Source organism: Pseudomonas sp. FW305-70 (assembly GCF_058783925.1).
In genome coordinates, this window is record NZ_JBYSYZ010000005.1 from 196,725 (window position 1) to 214,139 (window position 17,415).

16 protein-coding genes are annotated in these 17,415 nt (G+C 61.1%); 7 read left to right on the top strand and 9 right to left on the bottom strand.

The annotated features are described in order from the left end of the window. Positions 1-54: 54 nt before the first annotated feature. From rho to AC3WN7_RS06325, 3 genes are all read right to left on the bottom strand, one after another. On the bottom strand, positions 55-1,314 hold the full coding sequence (rho, locus tag AC3WN7_RS06315) for a transcription termination factor Rho (RefSeq protein WP_003206716.1): 1,260 nt from the start codon (positions 1,312-1,314) through the stop codon (positions 55-57). Between the two features lie 247 nt (positions 1,315-1,561). Then, positions 1,562-1,891, bottom strand: coding sequence for a thioredoxin TrxA (gene trxA, locus AC3WN7_RS06320; RefSeq protein WP_003206727.1), 330 nt, complete (start codon positions 1,889-1,891; stop codon positions 1,562-1,564). A 121-nt stretch (positions 1,892-2,012) separates the two neighbouring features. Continuing rightward, on the bottom strand, positions 2,013-2,720 hold the full coding sequence (locus tag AC3WN7_RS06325) for a FadR/GntR family transcriptional regulator (RefSeq protein ID WP_102673512.1): 708 nt from the start codon (positions 2,718-2,720) through the stop codon (positions 2,013-2,015). 256 nt (positions 2,721-2,976) lie between these two features. Here AC3WN7_RS06325 and AC3WN7_RS06330 point away from each other — a divergent pair, with 256 nt between their 5' ends. The 5 genes from AC3WN7_RS06330 to ppx all read left to right on the top strand — a co-directional run bounded on the left by AC3WN7_RS06330 (position 2,977) and on the right by ppx (position 7,568). Further along, positions 2,977-3,762 (top strand): transporter substrate-binding domain-containing protein, encoded by a 786-nt coding sequence (locus AC3WN7_RS06330; protein WP_007978876.1) that lies wholly within the window; start codon positions 2,977-2,979, stop codon positions 3,760-3,762. Positions 3,763-3,784: 22 nt separating this feature from the next. After that, complete coding sequence (locus AC3WN7_RS06335) at positions 3,785-4,453, top strand: amino acid ABC transporter permease (RefSeq protein WP_007978873.1); 669 nt, start codon at positions 3,785-3,787, stop codon at positions 4,451-4,453. Then, positions 4,450-5,100 (top strand): amino acid ABC transporter permease, encoded by a 651-nt coding sequence (locus tag AC3WN7_RS06340; RefSeq protein ID WP_102673514.1) that lies wholly within the window; start codon positions 4,450-4,452, stop codon positions 5,098-5,100. Before AC3WN7_RS06335 ends, AC3WN7_RS06340 begins: the two co-directional genes overlap by 4 nt. Then, positions 5,087-5,824, top strand: a complete 738-nt coding sequence (locus AC3WN7_RS06345; RefSeq protein ID WP_102673515.1) for an amino acid ABC transporter ATP-binding protein — start codon at positions 5,087-5,089, stop codon at positions 5,822-5,824. The genes AC3WN7_RS06340 and AC3WN7_RS06345 overlap by 14 nt, the downstream gene beginning before the upstream one ends. A gap of 241 nt (positions 5,825-6,065) precedes the next feature. Continuing rightward, entirely contained in the window at positions 6,066-7,568 is a 1,503-nt protein-coding gene (ppx, locus tag AC3WN7_RS06350) for an exopolyphosphatase (protein ID WP_102673516.1), read from the top strand. Positions 7,569-7,747: 179 nt separating this feature from the next. Here ppx and ppk1 read toward each other — a convergent pair whose 3' ends face one another. Together ppk1 and hemB are read right to left on the bottom strand one after the other, a co-directional pair. Further along, positions 7,748-9,970 carry a polyphosphate kinase 1 gene (gene ppk1, locus AC3WN7_RS06355; protein ID WP_095964295.1) on the bottom strand — a complete coding sequence of 741 codons (2,223 nt, stop codon included), beginning with the start codon at positions 9,968-9,970 and terminating at the stop codon, positions 7,748-7,750. 18 nt (positions 9,971-9,988) lie between these two features. Then, positions 9,989-11,002, bottom strand: a complete 1,014-nt coding sequence (gene hemB, locus AC3WN7_RS06360; RefSeq protein WP_102673517.1) for a porphobilinogen synthase — start codon at positions 11,000-11,002, stop codon at positions 9,989-9,991. A gap of 207 nt (positions 11,003-11,209) precedes the next feature. Here hemB and AC3WN7_RS06365 point away from each other — a divergent pair, with 207 nt between their 5' ends. After that, positions 11,210-11,842 (top strand): DedA family protein, encoded by a 633-nt coding sequence (locus AC3WN7_RS06365; protein WP_015097318.1) that lies wholly within the window; start codon positions 11,210-11,212, stop codon positions 11,840-11,842. On the opposite strand, the gene AC3WN7_RS06370 is transcribed toward AC3WN7_RS06365, so the two are convergent. Next, positions 11,823-13,058 carry a sterol desaturase family protein gene (locus AC3WN7_RS06370; RefSeq protein WP_102673518.1) on the bottom strand — a complete coding sequence of 412 codons (1,236 nt, stop codon included), beginning with the start codon at positions 13,056-13,058 and terminating at the stop codon, positions 11,823-11,825. The genes AC3WN7_RS06365 and AC3WN7_RS06370 overlap by 20 nt on opposite strands. Positions 13,059-13,173: 115 nt before the next feature. On the opposite strand from AC3WN7_RS06370, the gene elbB reads away from it, so the two are divergent. Then, on the top strand, positions 13,174-13,842 hold the full coding sequence (gene elbB, locus AC3WN7_RS06375) for an isoprenoid biosynthesis glyoxalase ElbB (RefSeq protein ID WP_007978857.1): 669 nt from the start codon (positions 13,174-13,176) through the stop codon (positions 13,840-13,842). A gap of 125 nt (positions 13,843-13,967) precedes the next feature. Here the strand turns inward: elbB and AC3WN7_RS06380 are convergent, their stop codons facing one another. The 3 genes from AC3WN7_RS06380 to rhtB all read right to left on the bottom strand — a co-directional run bounded on the left by AC3WN7_RS06380 (position 13,968) and on the right by rhtB (position 17,213). Next, a complete protein-coding gene (locus tag AC3WN7_RS06380) occupies positions 13,968-14,423 on the bottom strand; it encodes a YaiI/YqxD family protein (protein ID WP_095964297.1) in 456 nt (151 codons plus the stop codon). Positions 14,424-14,521: 98 nt separating this feature from the next. Continuing rightward, complete coding sequence (locus AC3WN7_RS06385) at positions 14,522-16,420, bottom strand: FTR1 family protein (RefSeq protein WP_095964298.1); 1,899 nt, start codon at positions 16,418-16,420, stop codon at positions 14,522-14,524. A gap of 160 nt (positions 16,421-16,580) precedes the next feature. Then, on the bottom strand, positions 16,581-17,213 hold the full coding sequence (gene rhtB, locus AC3WN7_RS06390; RefSeq protein ID WP_015097322.1) for a homoserine/homoserine lactone efflux protein: 633 nt from the start codon (positions 17,211-17,213) through the stop codon (positions 16,581-16,583). Positions 17,214-17,415: the final 202 nt, after the last annotated feature.

Here is a 17,415-nt window from a genome sequence, read left to right on the forward strand (position 1 = left end):
CAAAAATCGGATAGCAAAAAGCCGGGTTTCCCCGGCTCTCTTTGCCTGCTCGACTTACTTGCGTTTCATCGACAGGAAGAACTCATCGTTGGTCTTGGTCGTTTTCAGCTTGTCGACCAGGAACTCGATGGCAGCCACTTCATCCATCGGATGCAGCAGCTTGCGCAGGATCCACATGCGCTGCAGCTCGTCGTCGGCGGTCAGCAACTCTTCGCGGCGGGTGCCGGAACGGTTGATGTTGATGGCCGGGAATACGCGCTTTTCAGCGATGCGGCGATCCAGAGGCAGCTCCATGTTGCCGGTGCCTTTGAATTCCTCGTAGATCACTTCGTCCATCTTCGAGCCGGTTTCAACCAGCGCGGTGGCGATGATGGTCAGCGAGCCGCCTTCTTCGATGTTCCGCGCGGCGCCGAAGAAACGCTTCGGTTTCTCCAGGGCGTGGGCATCGACACCACCGGTCAGTACCTTGCCGGAGCTCGGGATCACGGTGTTGTAGGCACGGGCCAGACGGGTGATGGAGTCGAGCAGGATCACCACGTCTTTCTTGTGCTCGACCAGGCGCTTAGCCTTCTCGATCACCATTTCGGCAACCTGCACGTGGCGGGTTGGCGGCTCGTCGAACGTCGAGGCAACCACTTCGCCGCGCACGGTGCGCTGCATTTCGGTTACTTCTTCCGGACGTTCGTCGATCAGCAGCACGATCAGGTGAACTTCAGGGTTGTTACGCGCGATGTTCGCAGCAATGTTCTGCAGCATGATCGTCTTGCCCGCTTTCGGCGGAGCAACGATCAGACCGCGCTGGCCTTTACCGATCGGGGCGCACAGGTCGATGACACGACCGGTCAGGTCTTCGGTGGAACCGTTACCGGCTTCCATCTTCATGCGTACGGTCGGGAACAGCGGGGTCAGGTTCTCGAAGAGAATCTTGTTTTTCGCGTTTTCCGGACGGTCGAAGTTGATCGTGTCGACCTTGAGCAGCGCGAAATAACGCTCGCCTTCCTTAGGAGGGCGGATCTTGCCAACGATGGTGTCACCGGTGCGCAAGTTGAAACGACGGATCTGGCTCGGCGAGACGTAGATATCGTCTGGACCGGCGAGATAGGAGGCGTCAGCGGAGCGCAGGAAGCCGAAGCCGTCCTGGAGAATCTCCAGCACGCCATCACCGGAGATTTCCTCACCGCTTTTCGCGTGCTTCTTGAGCAGGGAGAAAATCACGTCCTGCTTGCGCGAACGGGCCATATTTTCTATGCCCATCTGTTCGGCCAATTCGAGCAGTTCGGTAATCGGCTTTTGCTTGAGTTCAGTCAGATTCATATAGGAATGACGTAATCATTTATGGAGGGGGGAAATTAAGCTTTTGGCTTAATGAGGCCGCGCCGCAGAGAAGGCGACAGGATCGCGTACTTATTCGAAAAGGAGTGCGTCGGCGACGGCTAGCAGGGGGCAATGGAGAAACCAGTGCGGGGCCGAATGTACCACCTGAGTTTGGGAGCGTCTAGCCCTGAATACGCAAAAAGCCCCGCTATTTGCGAGGCTTTTTCAGGACACTTTGCAGCGACGCTTAGATGTTGGCGTCGAGGAAAGCAGCCAGTTGCGACTTCGACAGTGCGCCGACCTTGGTCGCTTCAACGTTGCCGTTCTTGAACAGCATCAGGGTCGGGATACCACGCACGCCATGCTTGGCCGGGGTTTCCTGGTTTTCGTCGATGTTCAGCTTGGCGACGGTCAGCTTGCCTTTGTAGGTCTCGGCAATTTCGTCCAGAACAGGAGCGATCATTTTGCAAGGGCCGCACCACTCAGCCCAGTAATCGACCAGTACAGCGCCTTCAGCCTTGAGTACGTCGGCCTCGAAGCTAGCGTCGCTAACGTGTTTGATAAGATCGCTGCTCATGGAATTCTCCAGGGTTGTAAGCAAAAAAACGTGGCCCATCATAGCTGCCCTTCCCTCGTTCAGGAAGCTGCAGATGATTGAGTCTCGCTATGGTGTTCCATGAGTTTGGGTATAGCCCGGGTCACACCGTAGCGGGAGCGATGAAGGCGATTCCGGTGCGCAACGCCGCGTTGCGCACGTGCTCGTGCATGGCTTTTTGCGCGGCGCCAGAGGCACGGCGGGCCAGCGCGCGAAGGATCTTGCGGTGCTCCTGCCAGGTTTCCATGGCCCGCTCGGCCCGGATGAACGGTAGTTTCTGGCTTTCCAGGAAGATATCGGCGCTGGCGGTGAGGATACTCAACATTGCCTGATTGCCGCTGGCCAGCAGGATGCGCCGGTGGAATTCGAAGTCCAGGCGCGCCGCCGCTTCGAAATCAGCGGCTTTGAGTTCGTTGCGCATGGCGGCGACATTGTCTTCCAGCGCATCGAGTTCCTCGGTGCTCAAGGTCACGGCCGCCAGCCCCGCGGCAAACCCCTCCAGCGCGTAGCGCAACTGGAAGATATCCAGCGGCGAAGCCTGCGCCGCAAACGGCCAGCCCGGTGCGGCCTCGCCTCGCGGCAACTCCACCGGCGCCTGCACGAATACGCCTTTGCCCGGCTGGATGCTGATGACACCCAGCGCACTCAGGGACGACAACGCCTCGCGCAAAGAAGCCCGGCTTACGCCCAGCTGTACCGCCAGGTCCCGTTGCGAGGGCAAGGCATCCCCCGGCCCGAAACCCTGTTCGGTAATCAGTTTGCGGATGGCTTGCAGCGCCACTTCGGGTACGGCGCGGGAGATCGAGTTCATGGTTTTCCAGACGAACCAGGCCAATGTGCGCTCAGTTGTAAAGCTATTCGCGACGCCCGGCAAGTCGTGCCCCATGGGGGTTCGGTGATTTCCCCGGCTGCGCCATCGGGGTGCGAAACACAACCTGACTGTTCAGACCAGTAAGACCGTTCGACGCCAGCAAAACCGCGCTCTGGCGCCCCCAAAACCCTATGTTGGCATGGCCCATGCTCTGTCGATCGGCAGAAATCACTTCTTGCCGATTTGGAGATTTGCCATGACCCAGCGTTTCAGCGCCCTCCTCGCCGCCCTGTTTGCCAGCCTGATGCTGACCCAGGCACCCGCCCACGCCGACGGTCTGGAGGAGGTGGTCAAGCGCGGCGTCCTCAAGGTGGCCGTGCCCCAGGACTTCCCGCCCTTCGGCTCGGTCGGGCCGGATATGAAGCCCCGTGGCCTCGACATCGACACCGCGAAACTGCTGGCCGACCAGCTCAAGGTCAAACTCGAACTGACCCCGGTCAACAGCACCAACCGCATCCCGTTTCTCACCACCGGCAAGGTCGACCTGGTGATTTCCAGCCTCGGCAAGAACCCGGAACGTGAGAAGGTCATCGACTTCTCCCGCGCCTACGCGCCCTTCTACCTCGCCGTGTTCGGTCCGCCAGACGCCGACATCAAGACCCTGGACGACCTCAAGGGCAAGACCATCAGCGTCACCCGCGGCGCCATCGAAGACATCGAGCTGACCAAGGTCGCCCCCGAAGGCGTGACCATCAAGCGCTTCGAAGACAACAACTCGACCATCGCCGCGTATCTGGCCGGGCAAGTCGACCTGATCGCCAGCGGCAACGTGGTGATGGTCGCGATCAGCGAGAAGAGTCCAAAACGCGTACCGGCGCTGAAAGTGAAGCTCAAGGATTCGCCGGTCTACGTCGGTGTGAACAAGAACGAGCCGGCGCTGCTGGACAAGGTCAATCAGATCCTGGTGACCGCCAAGAGCGACGGCGCGCTGGAGAAAAACGCCCTGACCTGGCTGAAAGAACCACTGCCGGCCGACCTCTGATCTCGCGTGCAGGAGAGACGTTATGGCTTATCAATTCGACTTCTTGCCGGTAGTGAACAACACTGATCTGTTGCTGCGCGGTGCGTTGTTCACCCTTGAGCTGACCGCCATCGGCGCTGTGCTCGGCGTGGGGCTGGGCATCGTCGGGGCGCTGGTGCGGGCGTGGAACATCCGGCCTTTCGCGGGGATTTTCGCGGTCTACGTCGAGTTGATCCGCAACACGCCATTCCTGGTGCAGCTGTTTTTCATCTTCTTCGGTTTGCCGTCCCTGGGCGTGCAGATTTCCGAATGGCAGGCGGCGGTGCTGGCGATGGTGATCAACCTCGGCGCCTATTCGACCGAGATCATCCGCGCCGGCATCCAGGCGATCCCCCGGGGTCAGCTGGAAGCTGCGGCGGCACTGGCGATGACGCGCTTCGAAGCGTTCCGCCATGTGGTGCTGCTGCCGGCACTGGGCAAAGTCTGGCCGGCCCTGAGCAGCCAGATCATCATCGTCATGCTCGGCTCGGCGGTGTGCTCGCAGATCGCCACTGAAGAACTGAGCTTCGCCGCCAACTTCATTCAGTCGCGCAACTTCCGCGCCTTTGAAACCTACGCCCTGACGACCTTGCTCTATCTGTGCATGGCGCTACTGATCCGCCAGTTGCTGAACTGGATCGGCCAACGGTTCATCGCAAGGAGCAGCCGATGAGTGATTTCACCTTCTGGGACATCGTGCGCAACCTGCTCACCGGCCTGCAATGGACGCTGGCGCTGTCGCTGGTGGCGTTCGTTGGCGGCGGGCTGATCGGCCTGCTGATCATGGTCATGCGCATCTCGAGTAAATCCCTGCCGAGCAGCTTTGCCCGCACCTACATCGAACTGTTCCAGGGCACGCCGCTGCTGATGCAGCTGTTCCTGGTGTTTTTCGGCGTGGCCCTGGCCGGGGTGGAAATCTCGCCGTGGATGGCAGCGGCGATTGCCCTGACGCTGTTCACCAGCGCCTACCTGGCGGAGATCTGGCGCGGCTGCGTCGAGTCGATCCCCAACGGCCAGTGGGAAGCCTCTGCGAGCCTGGCGCTCAATCCGCTGGAGCAACTGCGCTACGTCATCCTGCCACAAGCCCTGCGCATCGCCGTGGCGCCGACCGTGGGCTTCTCGGTGCAAGTGGTCAAAGGCACCGCCGTCACCTCGATCATCGGCTTCACCGAACTGACCAAGACCGGCGGCATGCTCGCCAACGCGACCTTCGAACCCTTCATGGTCTACGGCCTCGTCGCCCTCGGCTACTTCCTGCTCTGCTACCCCCTGTCGCTCAGTGCGCGCTACCTGGAAAGGAGACTGCATGCCTCTGCTTAGAATTTCCTCCCTGCATAAATACTATGGCGACCATCATGTGCTCAAAGGCATCGACCTGAGCATCGAGGAAGGCCAGGTGGTGGCGATCATCGGCCGCAGTGGCTCGGGAAAATCCACCTTGCTGCGCACCCTCAACGGCCTGGAGTCGATCAACGACGGTGTGATCGAAGTCGACGGCGAATACCTCGACGCCGCCCGCGCCGACCTGCGCAGCCTGCGACAGAAAGTCGGCATGGTGTTCCAGCAATTCAACCTGTTCCCGCACCTGACCGTGGGTGAGAACGTCATGCTGGCGCCGCAAGTGGTGCAGAAGGTGCCAAAGGCCAAGGCCGCCGAATTGGCGCGACAGATGCTGGAGCGGGTCGGCCTGGGGGAAAAGTTCGATGCTTTTCCGGATCGGCTGTCCGGCGGCCAGCAACAGCGGGTGGCGATTGCCCGCGCCCTGGCGATGTCGCCGAAAGTGTTGCTGTGCGATGAAATCACCTCGGCCCTGGACCCGGAGCTGGTCAATGAAGTGCTGAGCGTGGTCCGGCAACTGGCCAGGGAAGGCATGACACTGATCATGGTCACTCACGAAATGCGCTTCGCCCGGGAGGTTGGGGACAAGTTGGTGTTCATGCACCAGGGCAAGGTGCATGAGGTGGGGGATCCGAAAGTTTTGTTCGCCAATCCGCAGACGGCGGAGCTGGCGAACTTCATTGGGATGGTTGAAGCGGCGGTCTGAAGATCTGCGGTGCTATTGACGCCGTCTTCGCGGGCAAGCCCGCTCCCACAAGGTCTTCTGCTGGAATACGATTGCGTATTCGCTGCAAAAACCTGTGGGAGCGGGCTTGCCCGCGAAGAGGCCAGTGGCCGCACCACTAGAGCCCCGTGGTAAAAGATCGCAGCCTTCGGCAGCTCCTACGCGTTGGCGGCAGCCTTTGATCGTGGCACGATGTCGAGGTTATCGACCGAGACCCCCGACCATGCCGCAATCCCAAGCCAAGAATCTGTCCCTGATCGCCGCAATCGACCTGGGCTCCAACAGCTTTCACATGGTCGTGGCCAAGGCCCAAAACGGCGAAATCCGTATTCTCGAGCGTCTCGGGGAGAAGGTTCAGCTGGCCGCCGGCATCGACGAAGAGCGCCATCTCAACGAAGAATCGATGCAACGCGGGCTCGACTGCCTCAAGCGCTTCGCCCAACTGATCAGCGGTATGCCCACGGGGGCCGTGCGCATCGTCGGCACCAACGCCCTGCGTGAAGCCCGCAACCGCGCCGAATTCATCCATCGCGCCGAAGAAATTCTCGGCCACCCGGTGGAAGTCATTTCCGGCCGTGAAGAAGCGCGCCTGATCTACCTCGGCGTGTCCCATACCCTCGCCGACACCCCGGGCAAGCGCCTGGTGGCCGACATCGGCGGCGGCAGTACCGAATTCATTATTGGCCAGCGCTTCGAACCACTGCTGCGCGAAAGCCTGCAGATGGGTTGCGTCAGCTACACCCAGCGCTATTTCAAGGACGGCAAGATCACCCCGGCCCGTTACGCCCAGGCGTACACGGCGGCGCGGCTGGAGATCATGAGCATCGAGCACGCCCTGCACCGCCTGACCTGGGATGAAGCCATCGGCTCCTCGGGCACCATCCGCGCCATCGGTCTGGCGCTGAAGGCTGGCGGCCACGGCACCGGCGAGGTCAACGCCGAAGGCCTGGCCTGGCTCAAGCGCAAACTGATAAAGCTGGGCGACGTCGAGAAAATCGATTTCGAAGGTATCAAGCCGGATCGCCGGGCGATCTTCCCGGCGGGCCTGGCGATCCTCGAAGCGATCTTCGACTCCCTCGAACTGCAGCGCATGGATCACTGCGAAGGCGCCCTGCGCGAAGGCGTGCTCTATGACTTGCTGGGCCGCCATCATCACGAGGACGTGCGCGAACGCACCCTCACCTCGCTAATGGAGCGCTACCACGTCGATCAGGAACAGGCGGCACGGGTCGAGCGCAAGGCGTTGCACGCGTTTGACCAGGTGGCCGAAGACTGGGACCTGGAAGACGGCGTCTGGCGCGAACTGCTGGGCTGGGCGGCCAAGGTCCATGAAGTGGGCCTGGACATCGCTCACTACCAGTACCACAAGCACGGCGCCTACCTGATCGAGCACTCGGACCTCGCCGGATTCTCCCGCGAAGACCAGTTGATGCTCGCGCTGCTGGTACGCGGCCACCGGCGCAACATTCCCAAGGACAAGTTCGCCGATTTCGGCGACGACGGCGTCAAATTGATTCGTCTGTGCGTGCTACTGCGCTTTGCGATCCTGTTCCACCACATCCGCGGCACCCAGCAAATGCCCCAGGTGGAACTGAACGCTTATGGCAACAGCCTGGAAGTGGTGTTCCCGGAGAACTGGCTGGACGAAAACCAGCTGACCCAGGCCGATTTTGAAATTGAAGCGCAGTGGCTGACCCGGGTCGACATCGTGTTGACCGCCCGCTAAGCCACCGCCCCCCCGTAGGAGCGAGCTTGCTCGCGAAAAACCTGAGGGCAACGCGTTTATCCAGGCAGTACGCATAATCGTTCACGTCCATCGCGAGCAAGCTCGCTCCTACAGGGAACGGCGCCGATACAAAAAAGGGCGATCCACATGGATCGCCCTTTTTTCACCCGCGAGTCCCGTTACCGGACCGTGAGGATCGGACTGCCCAAACGCTCCAGCAATGTCGCCTGGGCGCTGCGCGGGTTCTGGTTGCCGGTCGGCGTGTTACGGACGTAACGACCGTCCGGCTGCAGGCTCCAGCTGTGGGTGTTATCGGTCAGATACAGCTCCAGCTCTTTCTTGACCCGCATGATCAGTTTCTTGCCTTCCACCGGGAAGCAAGTCTCTACGCGTTTGTCGAGGTTGCGCTCCATCCAGTCGGCACTGGAGAGGAACATCTGCTCATCGCCGCCGTTGAGGAAGTAGAAGACCCGGGTGTGCTCCAGGAAACGGCCGATGATCGAACGCACATGGATGTTGTGGGAAACCCCGGCGATGCCCGGCCGCAGGCAGCACATGCCACGCACCACCAGATCGATGCGCACGCCTGACTGGCTGGCCTTGTACAGCGCGCGGATGATCTTCGGATCGGTCAGCGAGTTGAACTTGGCGATGATGTGCGCCGGTTTGCCGTCGAGGGCGAACTGGGTCTCCCGGGCAATCATGTCGAGCATGCCCTTTTTCAGGGTGAACGGCGCGTGCAGCAACTTCTTCATGCGCAGCGTCTTACCCATGCCGATCAACTGGCTGAACAGTTTGCCGACGTCTTCGCACAGGGCGTCGTCGGAGGTCAGCAGGCTATAGTCGGTGTACAGGCGGGCGTTGCCGGCGTGGTAGTTACCCGTGCCGAGGTGCGCATAACGCACGATCTCGCCCGCTTCGCGACGCAGGATCAGCATCATCTTGGCGTGGGTCTTGAAGCCGACTACGCCGTAGATCACCACCGCACCGGCTGCCTGCAGGCGGCTGGCCAGTTGCAGGTTGGATTCTTCGTCGAACCTCGCACGCAATTCGATCACCGCCGTGACTTCCTTGCCGTTACGCGCCGCATCCACCAGCGCATCGACGATTTCCGAGTTGGCGCCGGAGCGGTACAGCGTCTGGCGCACCGCCAGTACGTGTGGATCCTTGGCGGCCTGGCGCAGCAGGTCGACCACCGGGGTGAACGACTCGAATGGGTGCAGCAGCAGGATGTCCTGCTTGCTGATCACGCTGAAAATGTTCTCGCTGTTCTGCAGCAGTTTCGGGATCTGCGGGGTGAACGGCAGGTATTGCAGCTCGCGCTGGCTGTCCAGGCCGGTGATGCTGAACAGCCGCGTCAGGTTCACCGGACCGTTGACCTGGTACAACTCGGTCTCGCTCAGGTTGAACTGTTTGAGCAGGTAGTCGGACAGGTGTTTCGGGCACGTGTCGGCCACTTCCAGGCGTACTGCGTCACCGTAGCGACGGGAGAACAGCTCGCCGCGCAAGGCGCGGGCCAGGTCTTCGACGTCTTCGGAGTCCAGCGCGAGGTCGGCGTTACGGGTCAGGCGGAACTGGTAGCAACCCTTGACCTTCATGCCCTGGAACAGGTCATCGGCGTGAGCGTGGATCATCGACGACAGGAATACATAGTTGTCGCCGGCGCCGCCGACCTCTTCCGGCACCTTGATGATGCGCGGCAGCAGACGCGGTGCCGGGATGATCGCCAAACCGGAGTCGCGACCGAAGGCGTCGATACCTTCGAGCTCGACGATGAAGTTCAGGCTCTTGTTCACCAGCAAGGGGAACGGGTGCGTAGGGTCGAGGCCGATAGGGGTGATGATCGGTGCGATCTCGTCGCGGAAATAGCGGCGCACCCAGGTCTTGAGTTTGGTCGTCCAATTGCGGCGACGGATGAAGCGGACCTGATGCTTCTCCAGCTCCGGCAACAGAATGTCGTTGAGGATCGCGTACTGACGGTCGACGTGACCGTGTACCAGTTCGCTGATGCGCGCCAGCGCCTGATGCGGTTGCAGGCCATCGGCGCCCGCCTGTTCACGGGCGAAGGTGATCTGCTTCTTCAGGCCGGCAACGCGAATTTCGAAGAACTCGTCCAGGTTGCTGGAGAAGATCAGCAGAAACTTCAGCCGCTCCAGCAATGGGTAGGACTCGTCCAGCGCCTGCTCCAGCACGCGGATGTTGAACTGCAGTTGCGACAGTTCGCGGTGAATGTACAGGCTGCTGTCATCCAGACCGGGAATGGCCACCGCCGGTGCTGTCGCAGCGGGTTCGACGACCGCCGCGGGCGGAGCTGGCTCCAGCTCCGGCGGGGTCTCGTCGACTTGCTCCACCACCGGTTGAGCGTCTTTTACGGCAACTTCAGTGAGTACTTCGGTATTCATCGAATGTTCCTGGGAGGGCTATTTTTGCTCTCGTAACAATTGAGCGGCACGAACGGCAAAGTACGTCAGGATGCCATCGGCGCCTGCACGTTTGAAAGCGGTCAGCGACTCGAGGATAACCCCTTCGCTCAACCAGCCATTCTGGATCGCCGCCATGTGCATGGCGTATTCGCCGCTGACTTGATAGACAAACGTCGGCACTTTGAATTCTTCTTTGACCCGGCACAGGATGTCCAGGTACGGCATGCCTGGCTTGACCATGACCATGTCCGCACCTTCTGACAAGTCCGCCGCGACTTCGTGCAGGGCTTCGTTGCTGTTGGCCGGGTCCATCTGATAGGAGGCCTTGTTGGCCTTGCCCAGGTTCAGCGCCGAACCGACCGCATCGCGGAACGGGCCGTAGTAGGCACTGGCGTACTTGGCCGAGTAGGCCATGATCCGCACATTGACGTGACCGGCCACTTCAAGGGCTTCGCGAATCGCCTGGATGCGACCGTCCATCATGTCCGATGGGGCCACGACCTGAGCGCCGGCTTCGGCGTGGGACAGGGCTTGCCTGACCAGTGCATCGACGGTGATGTCGTTCTGCACGTAGCCTACTTCATCAAGAATGCCGTCCTGGCCGTGGGTGGTGAACGGATCCAGGGCCACGTCGGTGATCACACCCAGCTCAGGGAATTGCGCACGCAGGGCGCGGGTGGCGCGCTGGGCGATGCCCTCCGGGTTCCAGGCCTCTTCAGCATCCAGAGACTTGAGTTCCGAAGGCGTCACCGGGAACAGCGCCAGCGCCGGAATCCCCAGTTCGACCCACTTGGCCGCCTCTTCCAGCAACAGGTCGATGGTCAGGCGTTCGACACCCGGCATCGAAGCCACTGCTTCGCGACGATTTTCACCGTCCAGAACGAACACCGGCAGGATCAGGTCATCGACGGTCAGGACGTTTTCACGGACCAGTCGACGCGAGAAGTCGTCACGACGGTTGCGGCGCAGGCGGGTTGCGGGGAACAGACGATTGGCGGGGGTAAAGCTCACGGCAGACTCCTGAGCCCGCGCAGACGGGCGAGCGTGACAGTTATAAGTGCCCATTATGACGAACGTATGACAGTTATGTGCACCCTGCGACGTGTAGCCGCATTCCATTGTCGTTGTAGGAAATGTTCACGTCGAGACACATTTGGACACTTTCCTGAATGTGTCCGAAGGGTTAGGCTGCGCGTTCATTTCGCCAGCACCCAGACAATGCTCCAACAATTTCTGCATGACTTCGGCTACTTTGCCCTTTTTCTAGGCACGTTCTTCGAAGGCGAAACCATCCTGGTACTCGCGGGCTTCCTCGCGTTCCGTGGATATATGGACATCAACCTGGTGGTGGTCGTGGCCTTCTTCGGCAGCTATGCCGGCGACCAACTGTGGTATTTCCTGGGACGCAAGCACGGTCGAAAACTGCTGGCACGCAAGCCGCGCTGGCAGATGATGGGTGACCGGGCGCTGGAGCACATTCGCAAGCATCCGGATATCTGGGTACTGAGCTTCCGCTTCGTCTACGGTTTGCGTACGGTCATGCCGGTGGCCATCGGGTTGTCGGGCTATCCGCCGGGGCGTTACCTGCTGCTCAACGGCATTGGCGCGGCGATCTGGGCCGCCGCCCTAGCGGCGGCCGCTTACCATTTCGGCGCAGTGCTCGAAGGCATGCTCGGCAGTGTGAAGAAGTACGAACTTTGGGTGCTCGGCGCCCTGCTGGTCCTGGGCCTCGTGCTGTGGCTGCGCCGGCGCTTCAAGAATGCCCGCCTGGCCAAGCAGGTCTATGCCGACGAGCAGGCCCTGAAAGCTGCGCGGTCCAATACCGAAGGCCCTACGACGCCAACCGAGTGATGCGGTTTCTGCAACAGTAGAGGCCGATGCCGCTCAACAGGCTGTAACTGAGCAGGCCGACCCAGCCCACGGCGCTGGCCGGCCACAGCCCCACCATCGGGGCCAGCCATGCCAATGGCAGATTCGATGCCAGCCGCACCAGTTCCAGCTTCAACGCCCACGGGCGATTCTCCAGGGCCACGCCCAGCACAAACAGACCGAACGCCACCACTCCCCAGCCCAGCACCAGGGCGGCGACTGACAGCTTCGGCTCGAGATTCATCAAGTAGCTGCCCAGTGCGATATAGACGCAGAACTGCAACACGACGTAGAGCTGCTGACGCCCTTCCAGCGGCACCTCGAATTTGCGGAACTGGTTCAGGTCCGGCTTGTTCATCGGGTATCTGGCCGCCACGTCCGCCGGGCGCCAGCCCGTGCGCATGAACCATATCCGCAGCTTGTCCCAGGTGCTTTCGGCACGCCGCGCATCGGCCCACAACTGCGCGTAGAACTGCACGTTCGCCCACAGGGGATTCCAGCTCGCCAGCGGCGTGGTCACGCCGAAGACCACCGGCTCGTTGTCGTCTTCTTCCTGGAACGAACCGAACAGACGGTCCCAAATAATGAACACGCCGCCGTAGTTGCGATCCATGTAGAGAGCGTTCTGTGCATGGTGAGCCCGATGATTGGATGGCGTGACAAAAAACCATTCGAACCAGCCAAGCTTGGGAATGTGCCGCGTATGCACCCAGAACTGATACAGCAGGTTCAGCGCCGCGACACTGACGAATACCAGCAGCGGCACGCCAAACACCGCCATCGGCAGATAGAAGATCCAGCCCAGGAGGAATCCGGTGCTGGTCTGGCGCAACGCCGTGGACAGGTTGTAGTCCTCGCTCTGGTGATGCACCGAATGCGCGGCCCAGAGAATGTTGCGCTCGTGGCCCAGGCGATGCAGCCAGTAGTAGCAGAAATCGTAGAAGACGAAGGCAAACACCCAGGTCCAGACGCTGTCGGCCGACAACTCGAACAACGCCAGATGCTTGAAGGCGAACGCGTAGGTCACCAGTCCAATGCCTTTGGTCAGCAGTCCCGTGGTGGTCGACAGCACGCCGGTGCTGATGCTGTTGATCGCGTCAGCCACCCGATAGTTGCTCACCCCGCGCCGACGGTCGGCCAGCAGTTCGAGGGCGATCAGTGCAAAGAAGAACGGCACCGCGTACAGAATGAAGTCCATGACGCGCCCTGATCGGAATCCTGAAGACAAATGCTATGTGTAACTGCGAATTAACCCTATGGCAACGAGTGACAAATTAGTGGACATTTAACGCCATGAATCTGGAGAAAAGCCCATGAGCAAAAAAGTTGCAGTGATCCTTTCCGGTTGTGGCGTGTACGACGGCGCCGAGCTCCACGAGAGCGTCATCACCCTGCTGCGCCTGGATCAACGCGGGGCGCAGGTGCAGTGCTTCGCACCGAACATCGCGCAATTGCATGTAATCAATCACCTGACCGGCGAAGAAATGCCCGAATCGCGCAACGTGCTGGTCGAGTCGGCGCGGATTGCCCGGGGCAACATCCAGGACATTCGTGACGCGAACGTCGATGACTTCGACGCGTTGATCGTGCCCGGCGGCTTCGGCTCAGCCAAGAACCTGTCCAACTTCGCCATTGAAGGCGCCGGCTGCACCGTTCAACCGGATGTCCTGGCACTGACCGAAGCCTTTGCCGAGGCTGGCAAGCCGGTGGGGTTGATGTGCATTTCCCCTGCCCTGGCCGCCAAGATCTACGGTCCCGGCGTCACCTGCACCATTGGCAATGACACCGACACCGCTGCCGCGATGAACAAGATGGGCGCGACCCATACCGATTGCGCGGTCAGTGACATCGTCGAAGACAAGGCACGCAAACTGGTGAGCACCCCGGCCTATATGCTGGCGCAATCGATCAGTGAAGTGGCGTCGGGGATCAACAAGCTGGTAGACCGGGTGCTGGAACTGACCCACGAAAACGACGCCTGACACAACTGTAGGAGCGAGCTTGCTCGCGATGGATGTAAGCGCACCGCGTTCATCCAGCCAGCACTCGTCATCGTTGACGTCCATCGTCGGATCGCCGCCCGGAGCAAGCTCGCTCCTACAGGGGTTCAGGCTTTTCGGGTGAGCCGAGTCAAAATCCGGTCCAGCGCATTGGCAAACGCCTGTTTCTCACGCTCGCCAAACGGCGCTGGCCCCCCCCCCATCTGCCCCTGTTCGCGCAAATCGGTGAACAGGTTGCGCACCGCCAGCCGCTCCCCCATGTTCTGCGCATCAAATTCCTTGCCCCGTGGGTCGAGCGCTGCCACGCCCTTCTTCACCAGACGATCGGCCAGCGGCACATCGCTACAGATCACCAGCTCACCGGGCACCGCGTACTCCACCAGGTAATCGTCCGCCGCATCCGGGCCGCTCGGCACCACGATCAGCTTGACCAGCGCCAGCCCCGGCTTGGTCTGCGGCTGCCCGGCCACCAGCACCACTTCAAACTGGCGCTTGAGGGCGAACTTCACCACCAGATCCTTGGCCGCCCGCGGACAGGCATCGGCATCGATCCATACACGCATTGGTTTTTCCTCTCTTGAAAAACATCACGGGCAAGCCACGCGCCGCTAAACCTGAGGGAGCGTGGCTCGCCCGCGAAAGTGAGCGAAGCGAATGCGGTTTAAGAAACCTGCACCCGCTGCTTCTCAACCACCCGACTACGACCATACAACACGACAATCGCAATGATCGCCACGGCCTGGGCGCTCAACGAATACGCATCGGCATGGATCCCCAGCCAGTCAAAGTCAAAGAACGGCACCGGCCGCGTGCCGAAAATCCCGGCTTCCTGCAGCGCTTTCACGCCATGCCCGGCAAACACCACCGACAAGGCGCACAGCAGACCCGCGTTGATGCTGAAGAACAGCGCCAGCGGCAACTTCGCCGAACCGCGCAAAATCACCCAGGCCAGGCCGACCAGCAGCACCACCGCCGTGGCCCCACCGGCCAACACGGCGTTGTGCCCTGCGGGACCTGCCTGCAGCCACAGGGTTTCGTAGAACAGAATCACTTCGAACAGTTCGCGATACACCGAGAAAAACGCCAGTGTCGCAAAGCCGAAACGCCCACCGCCACCCACCAGGCTGGTCTTGATGTAATCCTGCCAGGCCGCCGCGTGACGACGGTCATGCATCCACACGCCCAGCCACAGCACCATGACACTGGCAAACAACGCCGTCGCGCCTTCCAGCAACTCGCGCTGCGAACCGCTGACATCAATCACATAGGCTGCCAGCGCCCAGGTGCCTAACCCGGCCAGAAATGCCAGGCCCCAACCGACGTTGACGCTGCGCACCGCCGCCTGTTGGCCCGTGTTACGCAAGAAGGCCAGGATCGCCGCCAGCACCAGGATCGCTTCCAGACCTTCGCGCAGCAGAATCAGCAAGCCGGAAATGTAACTCAGCGACCAGCTCAAACCGTCGCTACCCAGCAAGTCGGCCGATGCTTTCAACTTGTCCTTGGCCACGTCCAGGCGCTGCTCGACCTCGCTCACCGACAAGCCGTCCTGCAACGACTGACGGTAGGCCATCAGGGATTTTTCCGTGTCTTTACGCACGTTGGCGTCAATGTTATCCAGCGAGCTCTCGACCAGCTCGAAGCCTTCCAGATACGCTGCTACCGATAAGTCATAAGCCTGATCATGCTCGCCGGCACGATACGCCGCGATGCTCTTGTCCAGGGTGGCCGCCGTGTAGTCAAGCAGTTGTGCCGGGCCACGCTTGACCTGGGGCGGTTGCGCCCGCTGGGCACGGAACGTCGCGGCGGCTTGCGGGCCTTCGACGGCCTGCACTTCGGCCGGAGTCTGACGGGCCAGGTCGGCAATGTTGTAGGTTTTGTCAGCACTGGCCGTCGCCGGGGTGCTGCTGAAGCTGGCGATATAGGTGGCAAGGTCCCAACGCTGACGATCATCCAGCTGGTCGGCGAAGGCCGGCATATCAGTGCCTTCAATGCCTTGACCGAGGGTGCTGTAGATCGCGTAGAGGCTCAGGCGGTCCAGCCGTGAAGCATCACGCAGATCGGTCGGCGCTGGCGTCATGCCGACACCCGCCGGGCCGTCGCCGGCCCCTGTATCGCCATGGCAGACCGAGCAATGCTGAGCGTACAGCGGTGCGCCACGCGCCGGGTCCGGCGTAATGACCGGGGCCTGGCTGACTTCATAGGCCACGGCCAGCTTCGCACCCAGTTGCCGGGCCTGGCGCGCAACTTCGGCACCGTCCTGATGGGCGCCGATGGAATTTCCCAGCGCGACCAGGCTTTGCTCCAGCGCGGCTTTTTCCGATGTGTCCGGCAGGGCTGCAATCAGGCTTCCCAGCGTCTTGACCGAGTCTTGCTGCGCGCGAAATCCGGCCTGGTCCGTGATGCTGCCCGCCTGCACCGTGTCCGGGTAATCCGCGCCGATGAAATCGAGCAAGTGCAGCGCCTGCGGCGCACCTTCGGCGGGTGCGGCCAGCAACTGAAAGCTGCACGCCGCCAACAGCGGCAACACCAGCCAGGCCAGGAAACGGGAGGGGGCAATCATGAATGAATCTCAATTGGAAATACGAAGTTACACATTGTTAACGCCTGACGGGTTTCGCTCAAGCTTTGTTGATACTTCTTCGTAATTGCATTGGTTTCTGGAATTGCCCCCACAAACGAAAAAGGCGACCTCCAGGGTCGCCTTTTTTGTAAGTCGCCGTTTACACGGCGGCCCTGCGCAACGTCGCCATGAAAGCCGCCGCCCCGATGAACAGCCCGGCAAAGGTGCGGTTCATGCGCTTTTGCTGTTTCGGTGTGCGCAACAGACGCAGCACCTTGGACGCCAGACCGGTGTACCCGGCCATGACGATCAGGTCGACGCAGACCATGGTCACGCCAATCACCAGATACTGGATCAGGAGCGGAGCATGGGGGTCGATGAACTGCGGCAGCACCGCCAGCATGAACACCAGCGCCTTGGGGTTGCTGATGTTCACCAGAAAACCACGGAACACCAGGGCCATCGGCTTGCCGATCTGGCGCATTGAGGCGTCATCGCTCATATCGCTGGGCAGCGCGCGCCATTGCTTGATCGCGAGGTAAACCAGATACGCCACGCCAAACCATTTGATGGCGTAAAAGGCCGTGGCCGAAGCCGTGAGAATGGCGCCGACACCGGCACCGACGATGGCGATCTGCAAAGCCAGGCCCAGTTGCAGGCCCAAGGCGTTCCAGTAGCCGCGCCAGAAGCCGTATTGCAGACCGCTGGACATCGACGCAATGGCGCCGGCACCGGGGGACAGGCTGATCACCCAGCAGGCGGCAAAAAACGCCAGCCATGTTTGAAGCTCCATTGCACACCTCGACTCGGACTCGTGACAGATGTCTAAGCTAATGCGGCTTTGATTGGATGACTACCGATTTTTTGCAGGACATGGCGACGGCCGACCAGCGCTCAGTGCTTGAGGGCCCCTTCGCGAGCAAGCCCGCTCCCACATCAGACCGATGTCGCTAATAAGAACGCGATCACCTGTGGGAGCGGGCTTGCTCGCGAAA